This window comes from Halobacillus sp. AWM4_238 (assembly GCF_056158265.1).
The window spans coordinates 3,655,234-3,666,895 of record NZ_JBSWSY010000002.1; the positions used below are offsets into that span (position 1 = coordinate 3,655,234).

General features: G+C 43.0%; 13 protein-coding genes and 1 pseudogene. 13 read left to right on the forward strand and 1 reads right to left on the reverse strand.

Features of this window, described 5'->3' with window-relative positions; all coding sequences use genetic code 11:
* The first annotated feature begins 394 nt into the window (after positions 1–394).
* From gatC to ACXACN_RS18260, 13 genes and pseudogenes are all read left to right on the forward strand, one after another.
* Positions 395–685: an Asp-tRNA(Asn)/Glu-tRNA(Gln) amidotransferase subunit GatC gene (gene gatC / locus ACXACN_RS18200; protein WP_089651494.1), complete on the forward strand. Its 291-nt coding sequence runs from the start codon at positions 395–397 to the stop codon at positions 683–685.
* A gap of 12 nt (positions 686–697) precedes the next feature.
* Positions 698–2,167, forward strand: a complete 1,470-nt coding sequence (gatA, locus tag ACXACN_RS18205; RefSeq protein WP_474966336.1) for an Asp-tRNA(Asn)/Glu-tRNA(Gln) amidotransferase subunit GatA — start codon at positions 698–700, stop codon at positions 2,165–2,167.
* On the forward strand, positions 2,167–3,597 hold the full coding sequence (gatB, locus tag ACXACN_RS18210) for an Asp-tRNA(Asn)/Glu-tRNA(Gln) amidotransferase subunit GatB (RefSeq protein ID WP_474966338.1): 1,431 nt from the start codon (positions 2,167–2,169) through the stop codon (positions 3,595–3,597). Before gatA ends, gatB begins: the two co-directional genes overlap by 1 nt.
* 155 nt (positions 3,598–3,752) lie before the next feature.
* Positions 3,753–4,673 carry a diacylglycerol kinase gene (locus ACXACN_RS18215; protein WP_474966339.1) on the forward strand — a complete coding sequence of 307 codons (921 nt, stop codon included), beginning with the start codon at positions 3,753–3,755 and terminating at the stop codon, positions 4,671–4,673.
* 148 nt (positions 4,674–4,821) lie between these two features.
* Positions 4,822–6,204, forward strand: a complete 1,383-nt coding sequence (gene rlmD / locus ACXACN_RS18220; protein ID WP_474966340.1) for a 23S rRNA (uracil(1939)-C(5))-methyltransferase RlmD — start codon at positions 4,822–4,824, stop codon at positions 6,202–6,204.
* Between the two features lie 271 nt (positions 6,205–6,475).
* On the forward strand, positions 6,476–7,024 hold the full coding sequence (locus tag ACXACN_RS18225) for a dCTP deaminase (protein WP_474966342.1): 549 nt from the start codon (positions 6,476–6,478) through the stop codon (positions 7,022–7,024).
* 14 nt (positions 7,025–7,038) lie between these two features.
* Positions 7,039–7,686 (forward strand): dCTP deaminase domain-containing protein, encoded by a 648-nt coding sequence (locus ACXACN_RS18230; protein ID WP_474966343.1) that lies wholly within the window; start codon positions 7,039–7,041, stop codon positions 7,684–7,686.
* 19 nt (positions 7,687–7,705) lie between these two features.
* Positions 7,706–8,059, forward strand: a complete 354-nt coding sequence (locus ACXACN_RS18235) for a hypothetical protein (protein ID WP_474966344.1) — start codon at positions 7,706–7,708, stop codon at positions 8,057–8,059.
* Between the two features lie 483 nt (positions 8,060–8,542).
* The gene (locus ACXACN_RS18240; protein WP_474966346.1) at positions 8,543–8,842 is read left to right on the forward strand and encodes a hypothetical protein; all 300 of its coding nucleotides are present in this window, start codon (positions 8,543–8,545) and stop codon (positions 8,840–8,842) included.
* A pseudogene (gene rlmD, locus ACXACN_RS18245) lies at positions 8,794–9,306 on the forward strand (23S rRNA (uracil(1939)-C(5))-methyltransferase RlmD); the annotation flags it as partial. The gene ACXACN_RS18240 and the pseudogene rlmD (ACXACN_RS18245), both read left to right, overlap by 49 nt.
* 37 nt (positions 9,307–9,343) lie before the next feature.
* Positions 9,344–9,541, forward strand: coding sequence for a hypothetical protein (locus ACXACN_RS18250; RefSeq protein ID WP_474966347.1), 198 nt, complete (start codon positions 9,344–9,346; stop codon positions 9,539–9,541).
* A 112-nt stretch (positions 9,542–9,653) separates the two neighbouring features.
* Complete coding sequence (locus tag ACXACN_RS18255) at positions 9,654–10,277, forward strand: RQC-minor-1 family DNA-binding protein (protein ID WP_474966348.1); 624 nt, start codon at positions 9,654–9,656, stop codon at positions 10,275–10,277.
* 205 nt (positions 10,278–10,482) lie between these two features.
* On the forward strand, positions 10,483–10,770 hold the full coding sequence (locus tag ACXACN_RS18260; RefSeq protein ID WP_474966350.1) for a YkvS family protein: 288 nt from the start codon (positions 10,483–10,485) through the stop codon (positions 10,768–10,770).
* Positions 10,771–10,882: 112 nt separating this feature from the next.
* Here ACXACN_RS18260 and ACXACN_RS18265 read toward each other — a convergent pair whose 3' ends face one another.
* The gene (locus ACXACN_RS18265) at positions 10,883–11,662 is read right to left on the reverse strand and encodes a DeoR/GlpR family DNA-binding transcription regulator (RefSeq protein ID WP_474966352.1); all 780 of its coding nucleotides are present in this window, start codon (positions 11,660–11,662) and stop codon (positions 10,883–10,885) included.

Consider the following 11,662-nt stretch of genomic DNA (forward strand, 5'->3'; position numbering starts at 1 on the left):
CTTCAGTATTTTACATGTTATAGAATGCTGCAGTGCTTTAGATATAAGGAAGAACACTATTGCTTAGGGTCTTACAAATGAAGTTTCCGTTCTACTCAAAAACGCAAGGAGGTTCGGGAAATTGCGAGACTCCAATGGGATTAGAGTACATGGTGAGATCCCGGAGGGCTTCAGCCCGAGGAAGCTCACCGTACGCCCATGGAAAGCGAGTGATTTCCCGGACCTCCTCCCACTATTGAACTCAACGGAAACATACTCAGTAAGAGGAAGCATCCACGATAAGACAGCGTCCTTCTGATGTGTTAAACTAAGAAAGGTGTATCCGTACGTTGAAAATGGATTCTGATATTTGGTATGATCATATATTATGTGAGATCGAAATGGAGGTCGCATTATGTCCAGAATTAGCAAAGAGGAAGTGAAGCACGTCGCGAATCTCGCGCGCCTTGCGATCACGGAAGAAGAAGCAACGACATTCACGAAGCAGCTTGATGATATCATCACGTATGCCGAACAGTTGAATGAATTAGATACAACAGGCGTCGAACCTACGACCCACGTTCTTGACCTGAAGAACGTCATGCGTAAGGACGAGCCTAAGAAATGGATTTCTCAGGATGATGCACTGAAAAATGCACCGGACAAGCAGGATGGACAGTTCAAAGTGCCATCCGTATTGGAATAAGGAGGTTCGACGATGTCTTTATTTGACTATACATTACGTGAGCTTCAAGAGAAGCTACATAACAAAGAGATCTCTGTCACGGACTTAGTGGAGGAGTCTTACAAGCGTATTGAAGAAGTGGACGAAGAAGTCCAGGCCTTTATCACGCTGAACAAAGAAGAAGCGAAAAAGAAAGCGGCAGAACTTGATCAAGAGCGCGGCAACGACGATGCGAAGCTCTTCGGTCTGCCAATCGGTGTGAAAGACAACATCGTAACGAAAGGGCTGCGTACGACAGCAGGAAGCCAGATCCTGTCCAACCTTGATGATCCTTTATATGACGCGACGGTTGTCAACAAACTGAATGATGCAAAGTCCGTCACGATCGGAAAATTGAACATGGACGAATTCGCGATGGGTTCTTCCAACGAAAACTCAAGCTACGCAGCAGCACGTAACCCATGGAATACGGACTATGTTCCAGGTGGATCCAGTGGTGGTTCTGCAGCAGCAGTAGCGGCAGGAGAAGTTCCTTACTCTCTGGGATCTGATACTGGTGGTTCCATCCGTCAGCCAGCTGCTTATTGTGGTGTAGTCGGATTGAAGCCGACATACGGCCGTGTGTCCCGTTTCGGACTCATTGCGTTCGCCTCTTCTCTTGATCAGATCGGACCAATCACTCGCAGCGTCGAAGACAACGCGTTCTTGCTTGAGACGATTGCTGGTCATGACAAGATGGACTCTACTTCTGCGAACGTTGACGTGCCGAAGTATACCGAGTCTCTGACTGGCGATGTCAAAGGGTTGAAGATCGGTGTACCGAAAGAATACCTTTCTGAAGGGGTATCTGAAGAAGTAAAAGAAGCAGTCAAAGCTGCTCTTAAAGAATACGAGAAAATGGGGGCAACATGGGAAGAAGTTTCTCTTCCTCACTCCAAGTACGCGCTATCTACGTACTACCTGATTTCTTCTTCTGAAGCATCTGCGAACCTGGCCCGTTTTGATGGTGTCCGTTATGGTAAGCGTGCCGAAGATGCGAAAAACATGCTCGACATGTTCATGCGTTCCCGTGCGGAAGGCTTCGGTGACGAAGTGAAACGCCGGATCATGCTTGGAACATTCGCGTTGAGCTCCGGGTACTACGATGCGTACTACAAGAAAGCTCAACAGGTCCGTACATTGATCAAGAACGATTTTGAAAAAGTGTTTGAAGACTACGATGTGATCATCGGGCCGACAACACCGACACCTGCCTTCAAAGTAGGGGACAAAGTCGATGATCCAATGACGATGTATGCAAACGATATTTTGACGATTCCAGTTAACCTTGCAGGTGTACCAGGAATCTCCATCCCATGCGGTTTCTCTGGAGACGGTCTTCCAATCGGCCTTCAGATCATCGGAAAACACTTTGATGAAGGTACTGTTTACCGTGCCGCTCATGCCTTCGAACAGGCGACTGATTATCATAAACAACGCCCGTCCCTTGGAGGTGCGCGCTAATGAACTTTGAAACGATTATTGGACTTGAAGTCCACGTAGAATTGAAAACAGACTCGAAAATCTTCAGCCCGTCTCCGAACATGTTCGGAGATGATCCAAATACGAACGTGAATCCGATTGACCTTGGGTATCCTGGTGTGCTTCCGGTATTAAATGAAGAAGCTGTTAACTTCGCGATGAAAGCTTCCATGGCTTTAAACTGTGATATTGCCACAGATACGAAGTTCGACCGTAAAAACTACTTCTATCCGGACAACCCGAAAGCTTATCAAATCTCCCAGTTTGATAAGCCAATCGGTGAGAATGGCTACATCGATATCGAAGTCGATGGCAAGAAGAAACGGATCGGCATTACGCGTCTTCACATGGAAGAAGACGCTGGTAAGCTGACACACAGCGATGACGGATACTCTCTTGTCGACTACAACCGTCAAGGAACTCCACTCGTTGAAATCGTATCTGAGCCGGACATCCGTTCACCGAAAGAAGCGTACGCGTATTTGGAAGCATTGAAAAACATCATCCAGTACACAGGCGTTTCCGACTGTAAAATGGAAGAGGGTTCACTACGTTGTGACGCCAACCTTTCCATCCGTCCGATCGGTCAGGAAGAATTCGGTACGAAGACAGAGCTGAAGAACTTGAACTCCTTCTCCTTTGTACAAAAGGGTCTGGAATTCGAAGAGAAGCGTCAGCAGAAAGAACTGCTTTCTGGTGGTGAAATCCTTCAGGAGACACGCCGTTACGATGAGCAGACGAAAGAAACGATCCTCATGCGTGTCAAAGAAGGCTCTGACGACTACCGTTACTTCCCAGAGCCGGATCTCGTGCCTCTACACATCGACGAAGCTTGGAAAGAACGCATCCGTGCCGAAATCCCTGAGCTTCCAGATGCTCGTAAGAAGCGTTACATCGAAGAACTGAAGCTTCCACAGTACGATGCAATGGTTCTGACAAACAACAAAGAGCTTTCTGATTTCTTCGAAGAAACCATTGCCGAAGGAGCGGACATCAAGCAGGCATCCAACTGGTTGATGGGTGAAGTATCAGCTTACATGAACAAACACTACAAAGAGCTTCATGAACTGGAACTGACACCAGCTTCTCTTGCGAAGATGATCCAGCTGATCGAAGACGGAACAATCAGTTCCAAGATCGCGAAGAAAGTCTTCACTGAGCTTGTAGAAAAAGGCGGCGATCCTGAGAAGATCGTTAAGGATAAAGGACTTGTCCAAATTTCAGACGAAGGTCAGCTGACTGAAATCGTCGTTGGTATCATGGACAACAATCCGCAGTCCATCGAAGACTACAAGAACGGAAAAGACAAAGCTCTTGGATTCCTTGTCGGCCAAGTCATGAAAGAGACCAAAGGACAAGCGAACCCACCGATGGTCAACAAGATCATTTTAGAAGAAATGGATAAGCGCTAACCGTTGAATCATAAAGGAAGCACGCACTTGTTGGTGCGTGCTTTCGTATGGTTTAGGACTTGTTATCATATACTATAGAAATGGTTTGCAAATCCAGGAAAAAGCGCTATGATGTAGAATGGAACATGCTTGGATAGAAAAGGGGGTCATACACGATGAAACGTGCCCGAATTATATACAACCCGACCTCTGGAAGAGAAGTCATACGCAAGGTTCTCCCGGACATTTTGCAACGGTTCGAACAGTCCGGTTATGAAACCTCCACTCATGCCACAACATGTGCTGGTGACGCCGTCAAAGCAGCCGAATACGCCGTCGATCGTGAATTCGATCTCGTAGTCGCTGCAGGGGGAGACGGAACCATCAATGAAGTGATCAACGGACTTGCCGAAAAACCACACAAACCGAAAGTCGGCATCATTCCAGTCGGGACAACGAACGATTTTGCCCGTGCTTTACACGTGCCTAGGAACATTCATAAAGCGGTGGATATCATCCTGGAAGGCTACAGCCACCCACTCGATATCGGCCGTGTCAACGACCAATATTTCATGAACATCGCCGGTGGCGGTAAAATTACAGAAATCTCTTATGAAGTACCAAGTAAGCTGAAGACGATGATTGGTCAGCTCGCTTACTACTTAAAAGGCATCGAAATGTTGCCGTCCATCCGTCCGACTTATGTTGAGATGGAGTATGACGGCAAATGGTATGAAGGCGAGATCATGCTTTTCCTTGTCAGTAACACCAACTCTGTTGGCGGCCTTGAAAAATTAGCGCCATCCGCCCGTATGGATGACGGACTTTTCGACCTGATGATCATTGAAAAAATGAACATCGCCGAATTCGTCCGCCTGGCAACACTTGCGATACAGGGTAACCACTTGAATCACCCTAAATTCATCCACACGACCGCAAGCCGTGTGAAAGTAAAAACAGATGAAAAGATGCAGTTAAATATTGATGGGGAATTTGGTGGATTATTGCCCGGGGAATTTGTCAATTTATACAGACATCTGGACTTTTTTGTTCCAGAAGACAAATTTAAAGAAGAAGAAACCGACGAAGAAGAATAATGGGGAGCGCTGCTGTTTGAGACAGTGGCGTTCTTTTGTTTTGTTTGTAGGCAGTACTCTAGCCCCTCGGGGCGACTTCACACTTATGGATATGATAAACTACGTGTAGAGTATATAGATAAAGAAAGCGATAAAGGACGGATGAACAATGGCGAAACCGAAACCGCCGGTACAGAAGAACCAGACGATTGAACTGAGCTTTGAAGATTTGACCCACGAAGGCAATGGGGTAGGGAAAGTCGATGGCTATCCACTTTTCGTACCGTATGGCCTTCCAGGCGAAAAGGCCGAAGTGAAAGTCGTCAAAGTGAAAAAGAACTTCGGCTTTGGCAAGCTGGTGAAAGTGACTGAAGCAAGTGAAGACCGCGTCGAGCCCCCATGTGATGTGTTCTACCAATGTGGCGGCTGTCAGCTTCAGCATATGAGCTACCAAATGCAGCTGGATATGAAACAAAAACAAGTTAAAGATAATATGAAGAAAATCGGCCACCTCGAACATGTCCCTGTCCATTCAACGGTTGGCATGGAGGACCCATGGCGTTACCGAAATAAAGTTCAGATTCCTGTCGGTCAAAAGGAAGACGGTGAACTGATGACAGGTTTCTACCAGAAACGAAGCCACAACATCATCGACATGGACACATGCCTGATCCAGGACGAAATGAACGATCGCATGGTCGAAACCGTTCGCCGTATCGCATCCAAACATGGAATTGATGCGTACGACGAACAGACCCACCGCGGTGTTCTAAGACACATCATGGTCCGTACCGGTCAGAATACGAAAGACATCATGATCGTTCTCGTCACGAAGACGAAAAAGCTTCCGCACAAAGATAAAATGATTGATGAAATCCGTGATGCTTTTCCAAACGTGAAATCGATCGTCCATAACGTCAACAGTGCGAAAACGAACGTCATCCTTGGAAAAGAGACGAACATCCTTTGGGGCGGTGAATATATTTATGACACGATCGGCGATATCCGATTCATGATTTCACCGAAATCGTTCTACCAGGTCAACCCGACCCAGACGAAGAAACTTTATGACCAAGCGCTAGACTATGCCGATTTAAGAGGCGGGGAGACCGTCATTGACGCTTACTGCGGTATTGGAACCATTTCCTTGTTCCTCGCTCAAAAAGCGAAGAAGGTGTACGGCGTAGAAATCGTACCAGAAGCCGTCACTGATGCGAAGAAGAATGCTCGTCTGAACAAGATGGAGAACGCAGAATTCTATGTCGGACAAGCGGAAGAGCTTATGCCTTGGTGGCGCAACCAGGGGCTGCGTCCAGACGTGATCGTCGTCGATCCTCCGCGTAAGGGTTGTGATGAAGAACTGCTGAAGTCAATGTTGGATATGGGACCGGAGCGGATTGTTTATGTATCTTGTAATCCTTCTACGCTTGCTCGTGATTTGCGCATTTTAGAGGATGGCGGGTATGAGACGAAGGAAGTTCAGCCGGTCGATATGTTCCCGCAGACGAGCCATGTGGAGTGTGTGACGTGGTTAGAGAAACAAGAAATGTAAGGTTCAGAGATTGTTTGTTAACGGAAATTCTTGGGTGTCAATGTACAAGAAGTGTTTAGGCTAGCATCAATACAATTAAAGACTGTTGAGCCTTCTCAAACCAAAAATATACTTTATTACTTTACATTATTTATACTTAATGATGTAAAGTGATACTATGGCAATGGGTTTTGTTTAGATAAGATAAAAGTAAGGCATCTTTAAATCTCTTAAGTAAAGCTGAAATTCCATTAAATGTAAAATAGTCTATGCTATTCATCAGCTTTATTAAATGTTAGGAGTGTCCAAAATTTTATTATCGGGAAAAGAAATAGAGAAAAAAATGGGAAGAGATATTGTAATAAACCCTTATGATGAGAGGCATTTAAATCCTAACAGTTATAACCTGCAGTTGCATGATGAAATATTGATTTACAACGACAATACTCTAGATATGAAAAAAAATAACCCTACGAGTAAAGTGAAAATACCTGCAGACGGATATGTACTTGAACCAGGGAAGTTATATTTAGGGCGAACAGTGGAATTCACTGAAACGTATAAAAATGTACCTTTTATAGAAGGACGTTCTTCAATTGGCAGACTTGGTGTTTCTATACATACCTCTTCTCCGTTCGGTAATGTTGGCTTTAAAGGTTACTGGACTTTAGAGATATCATGTATTCAACCAGTTAGAATATATCCTTATATTTCAATTTGCCAAATTTATTATCTTTCAATAGATGGTGAATATGACCTGTATGATAGTAAAAAATATCAAAATAATAAAGGCATAGTTCCTAGCTTGTTGTATAATGAAATTAACAATGACAACAGCTAGGGGAGTGTTTTTTAATGTCAGTGGTACCTTTTATTTTAAGTGGGAAGAGGAAAACTGTGGTAACTAATAGTGAGGAATTTCATGGCTTGGGCGGGGTCGAGAGTAATGTACTGTTGATTAAGGACATTGACGATAAACAAGTGGCAAATGAAGAAAACTCTAATACTTCATATGACTTAAGGGTTGGATGTGAATATTGGAACCATAATAATATTCATAAAACAGAGCTAAAAGAAAACCAATCTATTCAAGTACTACCTGGATCTTCAGTAATTATTCAGACAGAAGAGTACATAGAATTTCCCCGAGTAAGGTTTGGCCAGATTATTCCTAAAGTTGGTTTGATGCAGAAGGGGCTAACGAATACAACTTCAAAAGTGGACCCGGGCTACGCTGGGCACTTACTTATAACAGTCTTTAATTTAGGACAACAGCCAATAACGCTAAACCGCTACCAAAAGTTTTGTAGTTTAGTCGTTAATAATGTTTTACCTGGATCAACACTATATACTAAAGTCCCTAAAAGAATTGTTGGAAGAGTAGAAAGTAGTAAAGCTAAGGATTTCTTTGATATGCTTAATTCCAATGCAGGAACAATAGGTACAGTTGCTTTACTAATATCAATAATTATAGGGATAATTAACCTTATTGAGGTTTTTTAACTAACGGGAGGTGGAACATTTGGAGGAAAACAAACCATTAGAGGTCCAGGGAATTGCTTCTATTTTAGAAAAAGAAGGGCATTCCAATGTCCAACAAGGAATTATTTACCTAAAGGATTTTGTTAATTACTTATTAGAGATTAACGATTCTCTTGAGCTACACGACGAAATAAATGATCATCTCAACAGCTATATTGGAAAATATTTAAATCCATTCTCCAAAGATTGGTTTGAGGATTCAGGTATAGTTTATAGAGATTATGAGACCGAAAAAATTAAGAATTATGGTTCTAATAATAAAAAGTATTTTTTTTCAGTGTTAGGCTATCAGATGTTCAACATCCTATATACAAACAGCAACAATGAGAGTTGAGTACTTTCCTGAGTTACGCTTGATTTAAATGGCCATTTACATTTATGTGTTTCTTTTTTCCTTCGGCGAAACATTATTTATGCCTTTTCTGTGAGGATAGTAGCTAATAGATTATACAGTGATCATGTGCTCACCGGGGCGCGATGATCCATATGAGTCCGTTCTTTAGTTAAGAGTTAGGAAATCGATAATGGTTTTGACGATAAGAAGTATGAGTGGAGATGAATAAGAAAGGGGCGGTATTTGTGTTTTTAGAGAGGAAACCAATCACAAGTACCGCCCCCATGTTTTATATAGAAACGTATCAATACGTTACAAATTAGGTCCCCAATCTTCCGGCTGTTGTACATCATTAACAATAGCATGATTTTCGACGCCTGCCCCAGTACTTTATGGTGTTAACGTGCTGAGGGGGCATTTTTTATAAAATGTTCATTGATTTCCATGAATCTATCTAATGAAAAGACAAAGGAGATAGTTTAAATGTCTGAAGATAAAAAGTTAAATAACTCAAATGAAATAAATGAAATTGTTGTCTCTAACCCTATTGGTGATGAACTTTCTTTGGGAAGAGTAACTGATGACAATGTTGAATTAAAGAATAAATACAAGGAGGTCTTTGTATCTGACTTGTCATTGATGACTAGTGAAGTTTCACAGACGGCACTGCAAGTCGCTAATCAAGGAATGACTTTAGTGGGAAGCGCTAGAACCGTCCCCCCTGCTTCCCCCTCTACCAGGTCAACCCGACCCAGACGAAGAAACTCTATGATCAGGCTCTAGAATATGCCGATCTAAGAGGCGGGGAAACTGTCATTGATGCTTACTGCGGAATTGGAACCATCTCCTTGTTCCTCGCTCAAAAAGCGAAGAAAGTGTACGGAGTAGAAATCGTACCTGAAGCAGTCACCGATGCGAAGAAAAATGCGCGTCTGAACAAGATGGAGAACGCAGAATTTTACGTCGGACAAGCGGAAGAGCTTATGCCATGGTGGCGTAACCAGGGACTTCGTCCGGATGTTATTGTTGTCGATCCACCGCGTAAAGGTTGTGACGAAGAGCTGCTGAAGTCAATGTTGGATATGGGACCGGAGCGGATTGTTTATGTATCTTGTAATCCTTCTACGCTTGCTCGTGATTTGCGTATTCTTGAAGATGGCGGGTATGAGACGAAGGAAGTTCAGCCAGTAGATATGTTCCCGCAGACGAGCCACGTAGAGTGTGTGACGTGGTTGGAGAAGAAATAAAAGTATACCTCAATAAATATATAAAGGAGGCGATGGAATGGAAGCGAACAGGAAGTGGTTATCCATACCTGAAGATTTCAGGAAGAAACTGATCGCAAATGTCCGTTGCACCCATTGCAATGATGTAGTTACGATCACAGACTTTATAATCGTTGACCATTCTGCAGGGGTGATGTTGGATGGGAAATGCAAAAACTGTGGAAATAAGGTAGTGAGAGTAGTAGAGGATGTATAAAGGAAAAGCAGGGGGATTCTCCTGCTTTTTTTGATATCTAGATCTGAAAACTAATCATTTACCAGGACGGAATATTAACAAAAGTGATAAATGATACGGAGGTTGATGTTCAATGGGATCTTCTCCCTTATCTCATAAAGAAATCAAAATCATCCTTGATACAGCAGATTGGATTATTGCCCAAGGAGGCAGGACACAACTCGCGAAGATTTTGAAAGGATCGAAAGAGAAGAAGTTGTTGGAGTACGAATTGGATAAAAGTCCTGGTTATGGGTTCTATAAAAGTGAAAAAATTGATGACATTACACAGAAAATCAATTGGATGATCAAAAAAGACTTTATAGAACTTCAAAAATTCGGGAAGATCCACCTTATCGTTTTCACAGATCGAGGGTGGCAGATCCAGTCCGATCAGTACGCGGACAAACTCATGCGTGAATGGGGAGAGTGGATCCAAGAAAGGAAAAAAGAACCGGATATGACCTATCTCAAAGATCGAGACAGAAAAATGATTCTTCTTATGCTTGAGAAGATAAAAGCATCTGGTAACAAGGATTTCATTCCTTACTTGCGATTATGGGAAAAAGTTGAGTATAGAAAAGTCCAAGCAGCTATCCAGGAAACAATTAAAGTGTTGGATGGAGAAGAGACTTTAGATGAATCGTTGTTGAAAGTTAGAGGGGAAAGGATTAGGAAAGCCTTAGATGGGCATTGGGATTATATGATTTATCGGTGAGGATAATTTGGAGGCGGTTCTGAGGCTTCATCTTCATCTAGGAAGCGTTAGTCCCTTTCTTCGAAAAAAAGAATCATGTTAGAGTAATAATCTAAGGAGAATGAGGGCACTTAATTAAGGGTATAGATAAGGAAACCCTAGGCCTGAATCTTGAAACAAACGAAAGCGAGACTACATTACAATTCACTAGGAAGGGGAATTTCTCATGGCTGATGAAAACATAAGCAAAAATTTAGTTGATGCTGCATTTAAAAAGAAAGACTCAGAAGAAGAACAGAAAGTAAAAGAAGAGGAAAAAGCAACCGTAGGTGATATCATAACTTTTCAAAAAGACGGCCAACAGTTTGAAGCTGTCGTAACTTCTGCTAATTTACAAAATTCTGTTGTTTGCGACATGACTATTATGGATGATTTCCACGAGCTCAATTTAGATTTCGAAAAAACTGTTGTTGCTCATACAAACTACAGCATTAAAAAACGTCGTGACGTGTAAACACTAAAAAAAGAGCATCACACTTATCAAGTGTGATGCTCTTTTTTAGTGTGGAAACAGGGAGGTACTAGTGTTTGGAGAGACAACCAAACACTAGTACCTCCTTATTGTTTTACATAGTAATCCATTCCGTACCTATACGTTGCAAGATAGGTCCCCAATCCTCAGGCGGCGGGACATCACTTACAACAGCATAAACATCCTCCAAATTAGACATCTTCACATAAGTCCGAGTCCCAATCTTAGAAGAATCCGCCAGAATATAAGATCTCCCCGACTGTTCAATCAGCTTCCTAGTAAAAAGTGCTTTGTTCGGATCGAAGCTCGTAATCCCGTGGTCGATGTCAACACCGTCTGTAGCGATGAATGCTTTATTCACGTAGAAGTCTTCCATCATTTTCTCTGCAATCGGACCGGATGTGCGCAGGTGATCGACGCTTACTTCACCGCCGATAAAGATGACGCGGGCTTCGAGTTCTTTGCGTTTCGTGTATTCCATCAGCCGGTTCAGGGCTGGAATGGAGCTGGTCATGATCGTTAAGTTTTTCTTTCCTCTTAGAAAAGGAATCATCTGCAGCGGAGTGCTTCCTTCATCGATGACGATGATGTCGTGATCTTCGACTTGATCGGCTGCGGCTTGTCCGATGGTCTTTTTCTCCTGAATGTGTATGGATTCTCGTTCATAGTGCGGCAGTTCGTTGGACGTTTCGTTTCTTACAGCTCCGCCATACACTTTTTTGAGCTTTTGTTGGTTTTCTAAATCGTCTAAGTGTCGACGAATGGTTTCGGTCGACACGTCCAATTGTTCGGCAAGTTCGCTGACTCGGACTTTGCCTTGAAGTTCAAGCATTTGTAGTATTTTTTGTTTCCGTTCTTCTGCGACGAGTGACAA